Origin of the sequence: Skermanella stibiiresistens SB22 (assembly GCF_000576635.1) — a bacterium.
Taxonomy (GTDB): Bacteria; Pseudomonadota; Alphaproteobacteria; order Azospirillales; family Azospirillaceae; genus Skermanella; species Skermanella stibiiresistens.
Window position 1 is genome coordinate 1 of record NZ_AVFL01000039.1, and the last position, 19,411, is coordinate 19,411.

19 protein-coding genes are annotated in these 19,411 nt (G+C 67.4%); 16 read left to right on the forward strand and 3 right to left on the reverse strand.

Features of this window, described 5'->3' with window-relative positions; translation table 11 throughout:
• The 14 genes from N825_RS30955 to N825_RS37240 form a co-directional block, all read left to right on the forward strand.
• On the forward strand, positions 1-271 hold a 271-nt coding region (locus N825_RS30955), incomplete at its 5' end, for an acyl carrier protein (protein ID WP_051513657.1).
• Between the two features lie 23 nt (positions 272-294).
• A complete protein-coding gene (locus tag N825_RS30960; RefSeq protein WP_198038974.1) occupies positions 295-741 on the forward strand; it encodes an acyl-CoA thioesterase in 447 nt (148 codons plus the stop codon).
• The gene (locus N825_RS30965; RefSeq protein WP_037460308.1) at positions 738-1,907 is read left to right on the forward strand and encodes a beta-ketoacyl synthase N-terminal-like domain-containing protein; all 1,170 of its coding nucleotides are present in this window, start codon (positions 738-740) and stop codon (positions 1,905-1,907) included. Before N825_RS30960 ends, N825_RS30965 begins: the two co-directional genes overlap by 4 nt.
• 44 nt (positions 1,908-1,951) lie before the next feature.
• Positions 1,952-3,001: an NAD-dependent epimerase/dehydratase family protein gene (locus N825_RS30970; protein ID WP_037460311.1), complete on the forward strand. Its 1,050-nt coding sequence runs from the start codon at positions 1,952-1,954 to the stop codon at positions 2,999-3,001.
• Positions 2,988-3,443: a 3-hydroxyacyl-ACP dehydratase FabZ family protein gene (locus tag N825_RS37235; RefSeq protein ID WP_084165214.1), complete on the forward strand. Its 456-nt coding sequence runs from the start codon at positions 2,988-2,990 to the stop codon at positions 3,441-3,443. The genes N825_RS30970 and N825_RS37235 overlap by 14 nt, the downstream gene beginning before the upstream one ends.
• Entirely contained in the window at positions 3,440-4,189 is a 750-nt protein-coding gene (locus tag N825_RS30980) for an SDR family NAD(P)-dependent oxidoreductase (protein ID WP_037460314.1), read from the forward strand. The genes N825_RS37235 and N825_RS30980 overlap by 4 nt, the downstream gene beginning before the upstream one ends.
• Before the next feature lie 31 nt (positions 4,190-4,220).
• On the forward strand, positions 4,221-5,024 hold the full coding sequence (locus tag N825_RS30985) for an enoyl-ACP reductase FabI (protein WP_037460316.1): 804 nt from the start codon (positions 4,221-4,223) through the stop codon (positions 5,022-5,024).
• Positions 5,021-5,434 carry a hypothetical protein gene (locus N825_RS39935; protein WP_037460319.1) on the forward strand — a complete coding sequence of 138 codons (414 nt, stop codon included), beginning with the start codon at positions 5,021-5,023 and terminating at the stop codon, positions 5,432-5,434. The genes N825_RS30985 and N825_RS39935 overlap by 4 nt, the downstream gene beginning before the upstream one ends.
• A complete protein-coding gene (locus tag N825_RS39940; protein WP_037460322.1) occupies positions 5,431-6,213 on the forward strand; it encodes a beta-ketoacyl synthase N-terminal-like domain-containing protein in 783 nt (260 codons plus the stop codon). Before N825_RS39935 ends, N825_RS39940 begins: the two co-directional genes overlap by 4 nt.
• Before the next feature lie 14 nt (positions 6,214-6,227).
• The gene (locus N825_RS31000; RefSeq protein ID WP_084165215.1) at positions 6,228-7,745 is read left to right on the forward strand and encodes a class I adenylate-forming enzyme family protein; all 1,518 of its coding nucleotides are present in this window, start codon (positions 6,228-6,230) and stop codon (positions 7,743-7,745) included.
• A gap of 13 nt (positions 7,746-7,758) precedes the next feature.
• The gene (locus N825_RS31005; protein ID WP_037460324.1) at positions 7,759-8,427 is read left to right on the forward strand and encodes an L-threonylcarbamoyladenylate synthase; all 669 of its coding nucleotides are present in this window, start codon (positions 7,759-7,761) and stop codon (positions 8,425-8,427) included.
• A 14-nt stretch (positions 8,428-8,441) separates the two neighbouring features.
• Positions 8,442-9,668 (forward strand): HlyD family secretion protein, encoded by a 1,227-nt coding sequence (locus N825_RS31010; RefSeq protein ID WP_157619657.1) that lies wholly within the window; start codon positions 8,442-8,444, stop codon positions 9,666-9,668.
• A 54-nt stretch (positions 9,669-9,722) separates the two neighbouring features.
• Complete coding sequence (locus N825_RS31015; protein WP_051513661.1) at positions 9,723-10,910, forward strand: MFS transporter; 1,188 nt, start codon at positions 9,723-9,725, stop codon at positions 10,908-10,910.
• A 335-nt stretch (positions 10,911-11,245) separates the two neighbouring features.
• Complete coding sequence (locus N825_RS37240; RefSeq protein WP_051513663.1) at positions 11,246-14,131, forward strand: PAS domain S-box protein; 2,886 nt, start codon at positions 11,246-11,248, stop codon at positions 14,129-14,131.
• Between the two features lie 12 nt (positions 14,132-14,143).
• On the opposite strand, the gene N825_RS31025 is transcribed toward N825_RS37240, so the two are convergent.
• Complete coding sequence (locus N825_RS31025; protein ID WP_051513665.1) at positions 14,144-15,244, reverse strand: glycosyltransferase family 4 protein; 1,101 nt, start codon at positions 15,242-15,244, stop codon at positions 14,144-14,146.
• 49 nt (positions 15,245-15,293) lie between these two features.
• Positions 15,294-16,796: an exopolysaccharide biosynthesis polyprenyl glycosylphosphotransferase gene (locus N825_RS37245; protein WP_198038975.1), complete on the reverse strand. Its 1,503-nt coding sequence runs from the start codon at positions 16,794-16,796 to the stop codon at positions 15,294-15,296.
• 464 nt (positions 16,797-17,260) lie between these two features.
• Here N825_RS37245 and N825_RS31035 point away from each other — a divergent pair, with 464 nt between their 5' ends.
• Complete coding sequence (locus tag N825_RS31035) at positions 17,261-17,572, forward strand: hypothetical protein (protein WP_037460327.1); 312 nt, start codon at positions 17,261-17,263, stop codon at positions 17,570-17,572.
• A 22-nt stretch (positions 17,573-17,594) separates the two neighbouring features.
• On the opposite strand, the gene N825_RS31040 is transcribed toward N825_RS31035, so the two are convergent.
• A complete protein-coding gene (locus tag N825_RS31040) occupies positions 17,595-18,482 on the reverse strand; it encodes a LysR family transcriptional regulator (RefSeq protein ID WP_037460329.1) in 888 nt (295 codons plus the stop codon).
• A 164-nt stretch (positions 18,483-18,646) separates the two neighbouring features.
• On the opposite strand from N825_RS31040, the gene N825_RS31045 reads away from it, so the two are divergent.
• Positions 18,647-19,354 carry an isochorismatase family protein gene (locus N825_RS31045; RefSeq protein WP_037460331.1) on the forward strand — a complete coding sequence of 236 codons (708 nt, stop codon included), beginning with the start codon at positions 18,647-18,649 and terminating at the stop codon, positions 19,352-19,354.
• Positions 19,355-19,411: the final 57 nt, after the last annotated feature.

Below are 19,411 nucleotides of genomic sequence, written 5' to 3' on the forward strand. Positions count from 1 at the left end.
GTCGACCAAAGAAATCCTGAACCAAGACGTCATGAAGCAGGACATGAAGCAGTTCCTGGTGGACCAGCTGTTCGTCGACATGCCGGTCGAGACGATCCGGACCGACATGGGTCTGGCCAGCGACATCGGCGTGGACTCGCTGGGCTTCACCGAATTGATGGCCCACCTGGAGGACAAGTACGGCGTCAGCATCAGCCAGGACGAGTTCGTGCCCGACAACTTCCGGAGCATCGACACCGTCATCGCTCTGGTCGTCTCCAAGCTGGCCTGACCTGAATGACCGGCCCGGAAGTCATGACGGAAACGGCAACCCTGGCACGGGTGCGTCTGGCGGTAGCGGACGTGCTCTACGGCCACCGGGTTTGCCCGGCGGAGGTGGACGGCTTCAACGTCGTCCATTTCTCGAACTACCTGCGCTGGGTGAGCGCCGCGCTGATGGAACTGTTCGAGAAGGCGGGACTTGGGCCCGGCCGGTTCAGCGACGGCACCGTCGAGATCCGGGTCGGCCGCGCCCAGATGGCCTACATGGCGTCGGCCCGCCTGGGCGACACGATCGAGGCGTCGATCCGCTCGGTCGAATTCGACCGGTCCAGCATGATCCTGGGCTGCGCCGTCCACAGCGGCGGTCGTGTCCTGACGCGGGGCCGCCTGACCATCGCCTTCGTCCAGTCCGCCACCGGCGCCCTGACGCCGGTCCCCGACGAGGTGCGCGCCGCGCTGGCGCGGGGGAGGGCGGCATGACCAGGCGACGGGCAGTTTCGGGGGCGGCCGTCACGGGGGCCGGCATGGTCACCTGCCTGGGCCGCGATCCGGACATCGTCTGGTCGCGGCTGATGGCCGGGCTGTCCGGCATTTCCCGGATCACGATGTTCGACACCAGCCAGTGCCTCAACCAGCGCGGCGGCGAGATCAAGGACGCGCTGCCGGCCGATGGCGGCCCGCGGATGGCGGCCCTGCTCGACGCGGCGTTCCGTTCGGCCCTCGCCGACGCCGGCCTGTCGGTCGACGACCTCAAGGCGAGGCGCGCCGCCCTGGTGGTCGGGTCGAGCTTCGGCAACATCTTCCAGACCGAGAAGGGCCCGGTCGAACTGGACCACTATGTCAAGCCGCTGCTGCGCGACCTGGGCCTGGACATTCCGGTGCTGAGCGTCTCGTCCGCCTGCTCGTCGGGCAGCGACGCCATCGCCACCGGGGCCGACCTGCTGGACTTCGCCGGCTTCGACATCGTCCTGTGCGGCGGCGTCGATGTGCTGGACATCTACAAGATGGTCGGGCACTCGGCCTTGGGAACACTGTCGCCGACCCGCTGCACGCCGTTCTCGGCGGATGGCGACGGCACGGCGCTGGGGGAGGGGGCCGCGTTGCTGGTGCTGGAACGGGCCTCCGGCGCCGCCCTGCGAGGTGGTCATGTCCGCGCCATCCTGACCAGCCGAGCCTCCACCACCGACACCAACACCCTGACCTCGCCCGACCTGACGGGTGCCGGCGCCATGCGGGCGATCTCCAACGCGCTGGTCCAGACCGGCGCCGCCGTCGACGGGATCGCCTACATCAACGCCCATGGCTCCGGGACCCACGTCAACGACGCGATGGAGGCGCAGGTCTACGCCGGCATGTTCGCCCGGACCCGGCCGGCGATCTCGTCCACCAAGGCGGCGTTCGGCCACACGCTGGGAGCGACGGGGGCGATCGAGGCGGCGATCTCGATCATGGCGCTGGAACGGGGCGAGGCTCCGCCGACCTCCGGTCTCGCCACCGTCCACGAGGACTGGCGCGCCGCCGCCGTCACGCTTGCCGGCCAACCGGCGCCCCTGCCGGATGGCAAGCTGGCGCTGAGCGTCACCTACGGCTTCGGTGGCGCCAATGTCGCGCTGCTGTTCCGCCAGCCGGAGGCCGTGACGCGATGAGCGATACCTCGACGAACGGCGATTGCCGGAATGACGTTTCTCAAATGAAAACGATCGCGGTCACCGGAGCCAGCGGCTTCGTTGGCAGCGCCATGATCGCCTCGTTCCTGCTGGACGACGCGCCGCTCCGGGTGCTGTCGCTGGCCCATGACGATCTCGACGGAAGCCGCGTCCGCCAAGCCGTCGCCAAGGCGCTGGCCGGGTTCGGCGGTTCGCCCGACCGGGTGGCCGCGATCGAGCCGGTCGCGATCGACCTGACCAAGGCGGAGGAAGCCGCCGCCGTGCTGGCCGGCATCGAGGCCGACGAGCTGTGGCACGTCGCGGCGCACATGAGCTACGACCCGCTGCGGATCGCCGAGGCCTTCGCCTTCAACGCGGTCGGCACCACGCGGCTGATGCTGGCGACCGGCCGGGTGGGGCGTTTCTACTTCGTCTCGACCACCGGCGTCGCCGGCCCTGGCGACCGCGATCGTGTCGGCCAGGTGATCCCGGAATGCCCGCTGGTGGAGTTCGAAGCGATCAACCCCTACACGGTGTCGAAGGCCATGGCGGAACACATGCTGTGGACAGCCGGCGCGGAGAGGGGAATTCCGCTGACCGTGCTCCGCCTGGGATCGGTGATCGGCCATAGCCGGACCGGCTGGGTCAACGACACCCGCTACGGCTACTACTCGTACCTGCAGGCGTTCAAGCGGTTCCTGGGCCGCGAGCCGGTGTTCAGCGTCGACATCGATCCGGATCGGACGTTTCCCGTGATCCACATCGACCACATGGCCGACCTCTGCCATCGCCTGCGCGCCCGGACCCATCCCGGCGACCGCGAGGTCTTCCACATCTGCGATACCAGCCTGATGACGGTGGCCGAGCATTTCCAGGTGTTCGAGGAGGTCACGGGAGGGCGCATCAAGATCGCCTTCGGTCCCGGAGCGAAGAGTTTCAACCAGGTCTTCAACAAGGTCAACGCCGACAACAACCGCTTCATGGGTACCCGCCACAGCTTCGACATGACGAAGCTGGGCGAGGCGGTCGGCGAGATCCCGAAGCTCGAAAGGAGCGGCCTGGAGGCCGTGATCACCGCCTATGTCAATTCCTGACAATCCCGCCCCTGGAAACTCCGTTCCAGCGGGCGTGATCCCGCGCGACTGGCCGATCGACCGCGTGGTCGAGCGCGAGCCGGGCCGGAAATGCGTCGCCCTGAAATACCTGTCGTTCAGCGATCCGATCTTCACCGAGCATTTTCCCGGGATGCCCATCTATCCCGGCTCCATGGTGCTCAACAGCGTCTTCGCGACCGGCCGGGCGATGATGGAGGGCGGGCCGGCCGCCTGGCGCGTGGCGGGGGTCAAGCGCGCCGCCTTCCGCCGTCCCAGCCTGCCGGGCCGCGTGCTGACCATCATCGCGACCGTCGACGCCGAGATCCCTCCGGGCGCCATGGCGGAGGTCCGCTACAGCCTGAGCGACGGACATCCGGCGCCGCTTGGCAACGGCGCCTTCTTGCTGGAACCAGTGGCCCCGTTGGAACCGGTGGCGTCATGACGGACCCGGAGAGCGTTCCGAGGAAGCTGGCGATCGTGACCGGCGGCAGCCGGGGCATCGGCCGCGTCATCACCGCCGTGCTGGTCGAGGCCGGCTACGACGTGCGGTTCACCTATCGGACCAGCGGGGAAGAGGCCCGCTCGCTGGAGGCCGAACTGCCCGGCCGCGTCCGGGGGTCCAGTGTGGACGGCACCGACGCCGGAGCGGTCTCCACCTTCGTCGGCATGGTCCAGGACGAGGGCGACATTGCCTTGCTGGTCAACAACGCCGGCGTCACCAAGGACAATCTGGTCGATCGCATCGGGGCGGACGAGGTCCGCTCGGTGATCGACAACAACCTGTGCGCCACCGTGCATTTCTGCCGTTCGGTGCTGCCCCGGATGCGGCGCGCCCGGTTCGGCGACATCGTCAACATCTCGTCGCTCGCCAGCGGCAACGTCCGGCCGGGCAACGCCCTGTACGGCGCGTCCAAGGCGGCGGTCGAGCGGTTCACCCAGTCGCTGGCGATCGAGTGCGCCCGCTCGAACATCGCGGTCAACACGGTGGCGCCGGGCTTCGTCGAGACCGAGCTGACGGCGTCGTTCCTGGACGGCCAAGCCCGGCGCGACCTGCTGGCGCGCATTCCGCTCCGCCACCTGACGACGGCGCGCGAGGTGGCCGAGGCGGTGCTGCTGCTGGCCGCGCGCCGGCCCCTGCTGATCGGCGTCACCCTGCCGGTCGGCGGCGGCGGCCACATCATCACTTGAGCCCACATCATCATTGGGAGAGATCGGGAAAATGACGGGAATGATGGCCGGCAAGGCCGGGCTGATCGTCGGGGTCGCCAACCAGCGATCGATCGCCTGGGGCATCGCTCAGACCTTGCGGAACCAAGGGGCCACGATCGGCCTGACCTACGCCAACGCGCAGATCGAAAAGCAGCTGCGGGGATTGGCCCCGCGCCTGGGCGTCGAGTTCCTGGCGCCCTGTGATGTCCGCGACGACGACCAGATCAAGGCCGCCTGCGACGGCTTCGCCGAGCGGCATGGCGGCATCGACTTCCTGGTCCACGCGGTGGCCTTCGCGGCCGGCGACGAACTGGCGAACGGCTTCATCAACACCAGCCGCGCCGCGTTCGTGCTGACGCTGGACGTCAGCGCCTATTCGCTGGTGTCGCTGTGCCGCCACGCCCGGCCGCACTTCAAGCCCGGCTCCAGCGTGCTGTCGCTGTCGTACCTGGGGTCGGACCGGGTCTGCGTCGGCTACAATCTGATGGGGGTCGCCAAGGCGGCGCTGGAATCCGCCAGCCGCTATCTGGCCGCCGACCTGGGCGCCGACGGCGTACGTGTCAATGTGATCTCGTCGGGTCCCGTCCGGACGCTGGCGGCGCTGGGCCTGCCCAGCTTCCGCGAGATGCTGGAGAAGCGGGCGAGCCAGTCGCCGCTGCCCTACAATGTCTCGCTGGCGGATATCGGCAACTCCGCCTTGTTCCTGCTGAGCGACATGTCGCGGTCGACCACCGGCTCGATCGTCTGGGTCGATGGCGGCTACAACATCATGGGCTCCTGGAGCGAGGCTGACGCCCGGGCCGGTGCCGCATGACCCGCTACCTGGACCTGTGCGGCGAGCAGAGGGTGCGGAACGGGGTGTTCGTGGCGCCCCTGCGGCCCGAAAGCTACCGCGCCGAGCACGATCCCGAATTCGCCGAGGCCGGCATACCGGTCTACGTGCTGGTCGAGGCGATGGCCCAGCACGCCTGCCGCGCCAGCGGCACGGTGCTGTTCGAGGGACGGCGCGCCGTGCCGGCCCAGATCACCAATCTGGTGCTGGCGCCGGTGCCGGCCGGCGGCGAATACACCCTGGTGGCGACCGTCGGCAGCCGCGGCCAATTCGGCTCGGTCCGCTGCGAATTGCGCGACACCCAAGGCGCCGTGCTGGCGTCGGGAACCTTCATGACCTCGGCCATCACCGCGGCGATCGAGCCGCGCGGCGCCGGCGAGGTGGCGGCATGATCACGACATTGGGGGTGGCCGGCGCCGTCACCGCGACCTTGCACGGCTTTGGCGCGGAAGGGCTGGCGGCGATGGCCGCGGAGGGTCCCTTCGACCGGGCCGTGATGCGGCCGCCGTCGCTGAAGGGCAAGGTGCTGGAGATCGATCCGGCGACGGCCCTGTCCGCCGCCGCCTGCGCCCGGCTCCGACCCCGCATGGAGGGGATCGCCGATCACCGGATCGGCATCGTGGTCGCCAGCCGGATCGGCAATTACCAGATCCTGAACAGCTTTTCCGGCAAGGTCCGGCGCGGCGGACGCTCGCCGGTGCAGTTCTCGGGATCCGGCTACAATGTCTGCGCCGGCGTCGCCGCCATGGCGGCCGGCGTCAACGGCCCGTCGCTGGCGCTGGCCGGCGGTTCGGCCAACCTGGGAGACGCGCTCGGCGTCGCCGCCTTCGACATGCTGCGCGGCGACGCCGACGCGATGATCGTCGGTGTCGTGGCGGTCGAGCCGGGTGGCAAGGTGGGAGCGGCCACCTTCCTGGCCGTGACCGCGACACCCCGAACCGGCGCGCCCGCCCTGCGGCTCGCCACGGAGCCCGTTGGGGAGGTCGGCGCGGAGCCCGCCACCCTGCCCCTGCCCGGCACCGCCGCCGCGTCGCTGCTGGCGCGGCTGCCCGAACTGGTCATGCCCTTCTCGCTCGTCATGGCGCTGGACGGCGACGCGTTCCTGGAGCCCGGCCATTTCGATTTCCCCGACGCCGCCGTCGTCAGGCGCGTCGACCTGACACACGCTTGACGGAGTGTTCGATAATGCTTGAGCAAGTTTTGGAACGCGAGGCGGTGGCCTCGGACGTCCCGTTGATCTCCGCCCCGACGGTCTCCGCGCCGTCGGTCGAGGAATGGTTCGCCTGGGCGCGGACCAGCGACAGCGTCGTGGTGGACCGGACCGGGAGCGAGGTCTCGACCCATCGGCTGAGCGATCTGGTGGCCCAGGCCGAACGCGACGGCGCGAAGTGGAGGACGCTCGGCATCTCGGCCGGAACGCCGGTGATGTTGTCCTGTGGCACCAACCTGACCTTCATCCGCCATCTGCTGGCGCTGCTCCACATCGGCGCGGTGCCGGTGCCGATCTCCAACCTGTTGCCATCCGCGTCCTATGACACGGTGCGCGAGCTGGTCAAGCCGGGTGCCGTCGTGGCCCCGTCCAACCGCCTGCGCCACTTCCCGTCGCTCGAGAACGTCGAGCATCCGTTCGGCGAGGACACGGCGCTGCTGTTCGACCGGGCCAACCTGGTTCCCCGGTCGGAACTGGCGGGTTGCCTGATCATCCTGTCTTCGGGATCGACCGGGGTTCCGAAGGCGGTGGTCCACCGGGCGGAGAGCGCCTTCATGAACGCCGGGCTGCACGCCGCGTCGATCGATTTCGAGCCGGGCGGCCGCCTGTTGCTGGCCCTGCCGGCCTACTTCTCCTATGGCCTGATCGCCGGCGTCATCGCGGCCATGATGTCGCGTAAGGACATCATCCTAAACGAGCATCCGTTCTCGGCCAGCAACTGGTTCAAGGTGTGCGACGAGGAACGGGTCAGCCTGTTCGCGACGACACCGTTCCAGTTGCGGAAACTGCTGGCGGTCGGGCGGCCGTTCCCGGCGTCGCTCAAGAAGATGACGATCGGCGGCGACCGCGTCATGCCGGCCGACCTGGAGGCGCTGCGCCGCGTCTACACCGGCAAGATCTACCTGACCTACGGCCTGTCCGAGGCGGGCCCGCGCGTCTTCACCAACCTGCTGGGAGACGACCGCCAGTCATGGGGCACGGCGGGCGTGCCGATGGAGGGGATCGAGGTCGCGCTGAACGAGCCCGAGCGGCGCGATGGGGTCGAGATTGGCGAGCTGCTGGTCAGGACCCCGACCGCCATGGCCGGATACTTGGGCGAAACCGGTTTCAACCGCGACGACTTCATAAAGCCGTTCGGCGAGGACGGAGGAGAGTGGCTGCGCACCCACGATGTCTTCATCCACGATCCGGCGACCGACACCTACCGGTACCTGGAGCGGCGGAAGAAGGTGATCGTGTCGGGCGGCGAGAAGCTGTCCGCCGGCTATATCCGCGAGATCCTGCTGCAGCATCCGCAGATCGCCCAGGCGGTCGTGACGGCCCGGGCCGACGCGGATCTGGGAGAGGTCCCCGTGGCCGAGATCCAGGTGACGATCGGCGCGATGGAGCCGTCGGCGGCGGAGCTGACCAAGTGGTGCCGCCAGCGCCTGCGCCTGATCGAGATCCCCCGCGAGTTCCGTTTCACCGACGTCCTCAAGGTCGTCAACAAGTAAGGGAGCGACGGCCATGACGGCACCGATTCTCCAGCCCTGCGAGGAGAGCTTCGCCATCGCGGCGCGCTGCGTCGCCGACGGCGGCGTCGTGATAGCACCCAGCGACACCAACCTGGCGCTGACGCTCGATCCCTGGAACGACGCGGCGATAGCCCGCGCCTTCGCGATCAAGCGGCGGCCACCGAACCAGGCGCTGACCCTGTTCGTCCACGATCCCGAGGAGTGGCGGGATTACGCCGAGGTCGAGGACGCCGGCCCGATCGACCGGGTGGTCGGCCGCTTTTGGCCGGGTCCGCTCAACATCGTGGTGCCGCGCAACGGCAAGGTGCCCGACACCATCGTTCGCGGCGGCCCCACCGTAGCGATCGGCTGCATCGCCAACGCGGCGTTGCGCGGGTTGCTGGCCCATCTGGGGCGGCCGGTCGCGATGACCTCGGCCAATCTGTCGGGGCAGGCGGACGGCGTTCTGGTCGACATGGCGCTGGCGCTGGCACAGGTCGGCGACGCGGTGGACTACATCCTGGCGGGGGCGCCCGACGGGACCACCAAGTCGAGCACCATCCTGGACCTGTCGAATGCCACGCGCGCCGGAGGCGCCCGCATCCTGCGCCACGGCGACATCACCGCGGCGGACCTGCGCGTGGCCTTGGGCGAGGTCCTGCCGATCCACGAAGCGGCTTGATCAAGAAAACGGTCATGACGACAGAGTCCCCCAAAACCTCGCGCAGGACACGGATCGCGGCCATTCTGATGTTCGTCGGCCTGGCCGGCGCCGTCGCCCTCCAATGGTGGATGTCGCGGCCGCCGCGCAGCATCCAGGCCTTCGTCAATACCGGCGTCTCGGTCATCAGGGCGCCGATCGCCGGGCGGATCGACCTCGCCCCGGAGATCCGCGTCGGGCGTCCGGTTGAGCCGGCCGACGACTTGGGCGTGATCGAGAGCGATGTGGAGAATCCCCGCGTCTCGCAGCTTCTGGTCCAGGAACGGCAGACCGAGGTGCTGATCGCGACGCTCGAACAGCAACTGGCCGGAACCCGCCGCCGCATCGAGGCGCGGAGCGAGCTGATCGCCCGGTTCGCCTTGGAGAACGTCGAGCAGAAGCGCCTTCAGGACAAATACCACCGGTCCCAGATCAACACGGTCCGCGAGGAGCTTCGCCGCGCCGTGGTCAGCGCCGAGGTCGCGGCCTCCGAGGTCCGCCGCACCGAGAAGCTGTTCGAGCGTGGCGTCTCCAGTGGCGTGGCGCTCGAGCGGGTGGTCGGTTCCGGACGCGAGGCGAGCGCCGATGTCAGCGCCCAGAAGGCCAGGCTGGCCCAGTTCGAGGCCGGGCTGGAGGCGTCGGCCGCCGGCCTCCAACTCGACGGACCCAGGACGCTCAGTGAACCGGAAAGCCGGCTCCGCCAGTTGAACACCGAACTGGTCGACCTGGAGCAGCAGGCGGCGGACGTCGCGCGCCGGCTGGACGGCGCCAAGCTGGAGCTGGAGGTGGTCCGCGAGCAGCTGGGAAGCCAGCGGCGCACCGTCGTTCGGGCGCTGAACCCGGGGGTGATCTGGTCGGTCGAGGCGCAATCCGGCGAGAACGTCGCGGCGAACGGGCGGATCGCCCAGCTGGTCGATTGCCGGGACGTCTGGGTCGAGGCGTTCTTCGATGAATCCGACACCGCCCGCATGAGTATCGGCGAGCGGGTGACGGTCAAGATGCTCTATGGCGACATGAGGTGGGAAGGTGTCGTGGAGACCTTGCGGGCCGGCGCCGGCCGGGTCACGGTCGGCCAGTACGTGGTCGATCCGCCGCCCGAGATCGCGCGGCGCCAGCTTCCCGTCCGCGTGATGACCGCGCGGATCAGGGTCAACTGGGGAACGGACCTGACGCCGGAGAAATTCTGCTTCGCCGGCGGCAGCGTCGAGGTGGTGGCGCGATGAGGGGGTGCCAGCCGGGCCTGGACCAGCCTCGACTGGGCGAGATGGGGCGGCGTCATGCGGCGTGATATCCTGCTGTTCATCTCCTACCGGGTCGTCTCGCGGCTGTATTTCCAGCTGCCGGTGCTGTTCCTGCACCTGCACATGGTCCAGATGGGCCTCCACAACACGATCGCGCTGCTGGTCGTCTACGGCTTGATCACCACCGTGACGGCCTCGCTGGGATCGACCCTGGCGCGCCACGTCCGGCAGAAGACCGTCGTGGCGCTGGGCGAGCTGATGAAGGCCGCCGGGCTCCTGCTGGTGGTGCTGGGCACCAGCGTCGGCGGCACCGACTTCTGGACCGTCATGGTGGCCCAGGTGATCGGCGGGATCGGCTTCAGCCTCGCGATCTCCACCGACTCCAGCCTGCTGCGGACCGTCACCGCCAGTGGCGGCAACGACCTGTTCATGGGCGTCCAGAGCCGGTCGCAGAGCCTGATGTTCATCGCGACGCTGGGAGCGGGCTGCGCCGGCGGCATCCTGTACGACTATCAGGCGGACTGGCCGTTCCTGGCGGCGATGGCCATGAACCTGCTGTCGGCGGCGCTGATCCTGATGATCCACGAGGACAAGGTTGTGGCTTCCGGTCCGGCCGCCGGCGCGGCGGGGCCGCGGGAGCGGGTTCGGCTCCGGCTGGATCGGGACCAGTCGTTCTGGATGAACTTCTACTCGCTCTCGCGGGCGTTCACCATGGCTCCCTTCGTGGGCTTCCTGCCGTTCTTCTTCATCATGCTGGGTGTCGACCCCTTCCTGTTCGGCGCGGTGCTCAGCCTTTTCACCTTCGCCGGATTCATCGCGGCGCTCTACTGCAACGCCTTCCTGAGGCGATTCGGATTGAACGCGCTGATGGGGGTGACCATCGGCTGCATGCTCGGATCGATGACGCTGTTCGGCTTCAGCGCTTGGTTCGCGCGGTGGGGTGTCGATTATTTCCTGGTCGGGCTGGTGGCGATCGCGCTGCTCGGCTTCGGGTCCGGCGGCGTCCGGCCGGTGACTATGGGAAATATTAGGATGGGAGCGCTGAAACCCGAGGACCGGATCCGGCTGCTGTCGACCATGGAGAGGAACTTCGGCGTCTGCAACGCCGTGCTACTGGCGGCTGGGGCATTCGTGCTGGTGGAGTACGGTTTTGGCCCCCTGATGGTCACTTTGGGAGCCTGCTACGTGATCCTGATCGGTGGTCTGCTAATGACAAGTAATTAGCCGTCTAAGTGACTAGAAAATCCGATGGCTCTGATGGTCGTTCGCGCCAACACAGTAAAGAAATGCTCCCATACCGCCATTGGTGCATGTCCGAATTAGAGGAAGCGTGGGCAGGATCGTGCTATTCATGGCTCCGAGATGCGGCATATGATCAGTTCACGGCGGCTGGCATCATAGTACCAGTGGGATGTGTGAGTTGTTCTTGGTATGGGTTGTGACCATCGGTGACATTGCCGAAGGGAGTACGAAATTCGAGGTCGGTCACCAGCGTTTCCGGCGGTTCTGATGTCCCCAAGCCGTTCTCGACGCGTGAATTCTCGCCATTCGGTCCCTGGATGAAACTTTCGCACCGTCTGCTCGCGGTGGTCGCCCTCGCGTTGATACCCTTGTCGGCCCTGCAGGTTCGCAACGCGTTCCAACGGGAGGCGCAGCAGACCGAACAGACCTACGAGGAGGCGCGGCGCCTGCTGCGGCTGATCGAGGATGAACAGGCTGGCAACGTGCTCGGCATCCGTCAGACATTGGGGACACTGCGCCAGACCGAGGCGATCGTGGGCCGGGACGTGGCCGCGTGCCAAGGTTTGATGGATCGGCTGCGGAACGAATATCCACCCTACCTCGACATCCAGGTCACCAACGCCAAGGGCGTGATCACCTGCGCCACCGATCGGAGGGCCGTGGGCGTGGACGTGTCCGACCGGCCCCATGTCAGGGAGGTGCTGGCGGGCAACGACTTCTTCATCGGCGGCTCGATCAAGGCGCGCACCACCGGTCTCGGCGTGCTGCCATTCTCCTTGGGTTACCGGGATCAGGCCACGGGTGGGATCGCGGGGGCCATCATCGCGGGGCTCGATATCGCGTGGCTGGAAACATACTTCTCGTCGAAAGCCTTGCCGCCGACCGTGGTGCTGACGGTGGCGGATCGCGACGGCACGATCATCGCACGTGTTCCCGATCTCTCCGCGCCTGGTCAGCCGGATGGCGTCGGCGCCTCGTTGTCCAATGGTTACATGGCTTTGTTCAATCGGTCGGGCTCTGGGGTGGAGCGCGTGGGCGGGCCCGACGGCTCGGTCAGGATGGTGGCGTTTTCCCCGATCGACGACAGGGTCGAAGGGCTGTTCCTGTCGGTCGGCATCGACGAGGTCGGCGCGCTGGAGCAAATCCACCGGACCCGGAACGGGGCTCTCGCCGTATTGGTGGCCATCGCCCTGTTCACGGTGGCGTCGGTCCTCTTGATAGGCCGGCGCTATGTACAGGAGCCGGCCGAGCGACTGGCGGCGGCGGCGGACCGCTGGCGCGCCGGCGATTTCTCGCTCCGGATCTTCATCCCCTCGTCGGCGCGGGAGTTCGCGGCCCTGGCCGAGGATTTCAACGGGATGGCGGACGCGCTCGAAGCGCGCGACCGGGCGCTGAAAGCCAGCGAGGGGCAGCATCGGGCGGTGTTCGAGACCGCCGTGGACGCCATGGTGGTGATCGACGACAAGGGTGTCATCCAGACCTCCAACCCGGCGGCGGCCAAGACCTTCGGCTATGACGCGGCGGAATTGAAGGGCCGGAACGTCTCGATGCTGATGGGCGAGGAGCATGGTTCGCGCCATGACGGCTACCTCCGCAACTATCTCCAAACGGGAGTGCGGCGGATCATCGGCGTCGGGCGGGAGGTCGAGGGGCGGCGCAGCGACGGCTCCGTGTTCCCGCTGGAGCTGGCGATCGCCGAATGGCGCGGTCCCGATGACAATCTTTACTTCACCGGCATCATGCGCAACATCTCGGCGCGCCGCGCCGCCGAGCGGGAGGTCGAGGAGGAGCGCAGCAGGCTGCGCAGCGTGATCGAGAACGCGCCATTCCCGGCGATCGTCCACGGCGACGACGGCGAGGTGCTGCACATCAGCCGGGCCTGGCTCGACATCACCGGCTACACCCGCGAGCAGCTGCCGACGATCGAGGCTTGGTCCTCCCTGGCATATGGCGATTCGCGAAACGACCTGCGGGTGGCGACGAAGGCTGGCGTCGATCACCTCTATTCGCTGGATCGTTCGATGGACGAGGGCGAATACGTCATCCTCACGGCCGAGGGGAACAAGCGCATCTGGGCCTTCCGGTCTTCCCCCGTCGGCGGAGACATGTCGGGTCGCCGGTTGGTTGTGAGCATGGCGGCCGACATCACCGAGCGGCGTGATGGCGAGGAGAGGCTGAAGCTGCTGATGCGGGAGGTCGACCACCGCGCCAAGAACGCCCTGATGGTCGTCCAATCCATCGTCCAGCTGTCGCGGTCGGAGGATCCGGCCCAGTTCTCCATGGCCGTCGAGGGCAGGATCCAGGCGATGGCGCGGGCGCACTCCCTGCTGGCGGCGGCCCGCTGGTCGGGCGCCGACCTCCAGCATCTGCTGACGGAGGAACTGGCGGCCTATGGCGGCGACGGCAAGGTGGTGGTGGATGGGCCGCCGATCTCGATCAGGCCGGAGGCGACCCAGGCCGTGTCGCTGGCGCTGCACGAACTGACGACCAACGCCGCCAAGCATGGCGCGCTGTCGACCGATACCGGCCAGGTCCGCGTCACCTGGACCCTACCCGAGGCGGAGACTGAGCTGTCGGTCGACTGGAGTGAAACCGGTGGACCGGAGATTTCCGGTCAACCGTCACGCGGCGGCTTCGGGTCGGTCCTGCTCCGCCAAGTCGTGGAGGCGCAGCTGGGTGGGGAGTTGCGCTTGACGTGGTCGTCCGCCGGTTTGTCGTGCGTGATCCGGTTGCCGGGCGACACTTGGCAGGCGAGTGGTGTCCGGATGACGGCTCCCGCGGCCAGCGCTCCCTTGGCCCCAGTGACGACGAGCCATGCGGGCCGCCGGGTCCTCGTGGTGGAGGACGAGGCGCTGACGGCGATGGCGCTCCAGCTTCTGCTGGAGGACGCCGGCTACATCGTGCTGGGCCCCGTCGGGCGCGTCGAGGACGCGCTCGACCTGCTGCGGTCCGGTCCTCCCGACGCCGCCGTGCTGGACGTCAACCTGTTCGGCGCCACCGTCGATCCCGTGGCGTCCAGGCTGGAGGACATGGGCGTGCCATTTCTGTTCTGCACCGGCTACCACAGCGGCGGCACCGCCGGCGAGCGCCACCCCACGGCACCGGTGCTGGGCAAGCCGGTCAACGCCAACAGCCTGCTGGCCGCCGTCAGCGGCTTGATGTCCGCCGAGCCGCGGGCGGTGGCCACCGCCGGAAACGCTTGAGCCCGTGAAGCCTCAGCCGATCCGGGCCGCCTTGGCGGTGGCGGCGACCGGCTGCTTGACCAGTTCGGCGTAGACCGTGTCGACGTTGCGGACCATGTGCTCCAGGCGGAAGCGGTCGAGATCCTCGACGGCGCCGCGCTTCAGCCGGGCCGCCGTCTCCGGTTCCGTCAGGACCCGCAGCATGGCACCGGCCAAGGCGTCGGCGTCGTGGGGCGGCACCAGCAGGCCGGCCTTGCCGTGATTGAGCAGTTCCGGCACGCCACCGACCTGCGTCCCGATGATGGCGGAACCCATCTCGCGCGCCTCGATCAGCACCAGCGGGAAGCTGTCCAGTCGCGACGCCAGCACGAAGACGGCGGCTTCGCGCATGTAGGCCTGGAAATCACTCCGGAAGCCGGGGAAGTGGATGCGGGGATGGCTTTTCAGGGTCGCGGCGTGGGCCTGGAACTCCGCCAAGTCGGGACCGTCGCCGACCAGATACAGGTTGGCTCCGGGCACCTTCTCCGAGATCGCCTCGAAGGCGGTCAGCAGTTCGGTGATGCCCTTCCGCTGGAACATGCCGGCGACGGTGACGATGGCGGGCTGTTCCAGGCCGACCGAGGTGGTGCCGCCATAGGCGGAATAGCGCGGGCTGCCAATCACCGCGTTCTCGACGAAGCGCATCTTGCGGGCGGGCAGCCCCAGCTTGATGAACTCGTTGCCGACCTCCTTGCTGACCGCGATGGTGCGGTCCGCGATCCGCATCACCCGGGAGCTGCGCTGATGCAGGCTGTGCAGGTGGCCGACCACCGAATACGAGTGGAACGGCTTCGACAGCGTCGCCAGAACGGTCCCGGTCATGTTGTGGCAATGGACGATGTCGGGCTTCCGCGCCGACACGATGCTGTTGAAGCGGTGGAGCGCCTTGGGAACGTTGCCGACCGACCGCTTCTGATCGAGGATCTGGTGGTCGATGCCGCGCGAGCGCAGCAGCGACTCGTACTCTCCCCCGCCGGACACGACGGTGACGTCGTGGCCCGCCATCGACTGGCCGCAGGCCAGATCCAGCGCGGCATTGATGATACCGTTGCCGAGATTACGGACATCGTTGAGAACGTGGACAATCCGATACATCAGTTCAGTCCTGACTTGTTGGAGGCGCGCGGGAGTGGCCGCGCGATCGTCAATAGGCGTTGCGGTCCCCGAAGACACAGCCGGCGGTCTTCAGGAGGATCTTGAGGTCGAGGGCGAGCGACCAGCTGTCCATGTAGCGGAGATCGCGGTCGAGGCGGCCCTGGGCGTGGTCCAAGGTATCGACCTCGCCCCGGTACCCGCTGACCTGGGCCAGACCGGTGATGCCGGGCTTGACCCGGTGCCGCCGGGCGTAGTTCGGCACGGCCTCGTGGTAGAGCTTGTCACCGACCTTCATGGCCGTCGCGTGGGGGCGGGGACCCACCAGCGACATGGTGCCCATGAAGACGTTGAAGAGCTGCGGGATCTCGTCGAGGCTGGACCGGCGCAGGAATCGTCCGACCCTGGTCACCCGGGGATCGCCCCGCGTGGTCCGCTGCGCGCCGCTGACGTCCTGCTTGGTGACGTACATCGAGCGGAACTTGAGGACGCTGATCTCCTCGTTCTGGAAGCCGAAGCGGCGCTGGCGGAAGAAGACGCCACCAGGGCTCTCCAGCGCCACGGCCGCCGCGATCAGGCCGAACAGCGGCGCCAGGGCGACGATCAGGGCGCCCGATCCCAGGACATCCAGCGTCCGCTTCGCCAATTCATCCCAGTTCCGCACCGGCTTGTCGCGCACCTGGACCGCCAGCCAGTCGCCAAAGCGGCTGATCGCCCCCTCGGGAGCGGCGGAGAGGGCGCCGCGGCCCAGCAGCCGCACGTCCGCGGCCATGCCGTCGATCAGGTCGAGCACCCGCTCCGCGTCGCCACCGATGGCGGTTCCCGAGTTTGGCCCAGCGGTGGGGGAGTTCTCGATCAGGACGGTCCGGATCCGGTGCCTAACGCACCAGGAGCGCAGGTTGCCGATGCCGCCGATGAAGGGCGTCTGGCTTTCCCGGTCGATCCCGGCGGCAGGGTCGAACGATCCGACGACATGGAATTCGGCATCCGGACGGGTCCCGAACCAGGCGTTCATATCCCGCGTGAAGCCAGGAGAACCGACGATCACGGTGCGCCGCCGCATCAGGGGGCGGAAGCTGGCCTTGCCGGAGAACCACAGGACGAGGCAACGCCAGCCGGCGAACAGCCAGACCGACAACCCCAGCCACCCCGCCATCACGGGCAAGGTCAGATGGATCGGCTGGGAGACCGACCAGACGATGACGAAGGTGGCCGCCAGGCTGATCGCCGCGGCCAGACCAGTCCGGAGGATCTGCGGCGTCAGCGAGCCCATTCGGCTCGGCGCGTGGATCCGGAGCACTCGGACGCACAACGTGAAGACGAGCAGGTTGATCGCCAGCGTCGCCAGTTCCGCCGTCATCTGGGTGGAAACCGGGTTCGTCCTGGATAGATTGCCGATTCCGAAAACGGTGGCTCCGGCGATGAGGGTCGCCAGATGGTCGCTGACGGCGGCCACCTCGGTGGTGAACGACCTATGGTCGCCACCAGGAGGCTGCCTTCGCACGGCGCTGATTTGATCGGCTTCAGCGGTGCCGTGTGGGTAGAGGACTGACATACATGCTCCGCAGGCGCTTGGGGCGGGTTGCATGTACATTTGCATAAAGGTCTATCGAAAAACATGAGGCGAAGGAGGATCCGGTTAATAGTGATTTTAGGGCCGGAGGGTTAATACCGCTGAAGTCCCAACCGTCTGCTGACTTGCCTGGAAGAGAAGAGATGGTTGGGAAAACTCACCCGGAAAATTCCAGTGTTGATTAGAAACCTTTTAGGGTGCTTCGTATCTTGCCAATAAGGCGTGAATACCTCCGTTCCGGTTTCAAGGAAGGCGTACTCCGCCCAGAAAGCCAATGCGCGGAGGGGATAATCGAAATTGCATAAAATTTAATATGTGTTGATACATAGGGTCGGTGGCGGGAGCGTCGAGTTCCGCATAAGGTTGTGGAATAACTGTGACATGGGCGCCTCGGCGGGCGCCTCGGAGCCTCCCGCGAGCGGCTCCCGAACCTGGGATCGTGGAACATGGGTATAGCGGCGATCATCCTGCTTGCAATCACTTATCTGGCCGGCATCGTCTGGTTCTCGCTGGCGCAGTGGATCGCCATGGAACTGGATGGCGAGCGCCGCGTGCGTATTTCCATACGGCTCGTGCTGGCGCTGGTCTGGCCGCTGACCATCCTGATCGCGACCGGCGCCGTGATGGCGCGGCTGCTGTCCGAGCAGCATCAGCCGGTCGAGCGTCTGGAGATGGCCAGCCTCCGCGACGCACCGCGGTCGGCGGCGGCTGGCGACAGCTTGGTTCACATCCTGGCGCCCCGCGACATCGCCCGGTGAAGGTGGGCATCATCCCCGCGTCTCAGCCCCAGACGCTGGCCAGCACCTCGGTGAAGACCTGGACGCTGGCCGACTGGATCGGCTTGACCCAGACCGCGCAGGTCGGGATCGGCGGCAGCACGTCGTCCAGGTCGCGGATGACGATGCCGCGCCGCTGGAGATTGCGCACGCAGCTGGCGTAGATGCTGACGCCCGTGCCGGCGGCGACCAAGCCGAAGATACCCTCGCTCGACGACGCCTCCTGCACGATGTTGGGGTGGAAACCGGCGCGATGGCAGATCCCGAAAAGCTGGTTGCGGTAGGCTCCCCAGGTCTCCACCGACCCCAGCACGAACGGCTCCCGCGCCAAGTCCGAGAGCCGTAGGTGCCGCACGTTGGACAGAGGGTGGGTGATCGGCAGCAGCGCCACGTGGCGATTGCTGTCGAAGGCGTAGCTTTCCACATGCTCGCTCTCGAAGGGGCCGATCATGAAACCCACGTCGATCCGGTCGGCCAGCAGGGCCTCCTGCTGCTTGAGCGTCGGGATGAACGACAGCTCCAGGTGGATCTCGGGCCGGTGGCGGTTGAAGGTCCGGATGAATTCCGGCAGCCGACCGTTGATTGCGAAATCCATGTAGCCAACCCGCACGGTGCCAAGCTCGCCGCCGGCGGTGCGCCGCGCCTGGGTCACCGCGCGGTCGAAATGGTCGAGGCCGATGCGGCACTGGGCAAGGAAGACCTTGCCGGCCTCGGTCAGCTCGACCGATCGTGTCGTCCGCCGGAACAGCGGAACCTCCATCGACCGTTCGAGTTCGCCGATCAGCCGGCTGAGGCCGGGCTGCGTCATGTGCAGCCGCTGCGCCGCCCGGCTGAAGTGTAGGTCCTCCGCCAGGGCGATGAACCCGCGGATATGCCGGAAATCGAAGTTCATCGCTCATTCATAGCAAATTCGGTATCAATAAACGAGAAATCATGATTTCTCAAACTTGATCGTCCCGTCGCATTCTTCCTTCCACGGCCGACGCTGATTCACCCCCAAGCGGTCGGCCAGACGCCAAGGCCCCAGGAAGGGGCCAAATCCCAGGAAGGTGCGACATGTCTTTCGATACCGAACTCGACGCGGCGCTGAACGCCGCCTTCGCCCAGGCGACCGAACTCTACCAGGGGCGCGGCTTCCAGCGCCGGGTTGGCTTCGGCAGCCGTCCCGCCCTGATCAATGTCGACCTCGCCAACGCCTGGACCCGTCCCGGCAACCCATTCACCTGCGAGAACATCGACGACCAGATCATCCCCGGTGTCCAGCAGTTGCTGGCGGCCTGCCGCCGCAACGGCCATCCCGTCGTCCACGTCACCACCTGCTATCAGGTGACCGACGAGAAGGACGCCGCCACCGACATGGGCCTGTGGCACAAGAAGATCCCGATCGAGGTGGTCGAGCAGGGCAAGCCCGAGCTGTGGGCGATCGATAGCCGGATCGAGCCGGTCGCGGGCGAACAGGTCCTGATCAAGAAGCGGGCGAGCGCCTTCCACGGGACCTACCTCGCCGGCTTCCTCCGCGCCAACAACGTCGACACCATCCTGGTCACGGGCGTGACAGCGTCGGCCTGCGTCCGGACGACCCTGTGCGACGGTCTGGCCGAGGGCTTCCGCACTATCGCGGTCAAGGAATGCATCGGCGACCGGGTGCCGGGCGCGGTCGCGTGGAACCTGTTCGACATCGACGCGAAGTTCGCCGACGTGGAACCGCTCAGCCGCTGCGTCGAATACCTCGACACCGTCGGCCGCGGCAAGGCGGCGGCCTGAACCGGCACGGCGTCAAAAGCCAAAAAAGCATAATCAAAACAATCGAACAGACAGGGC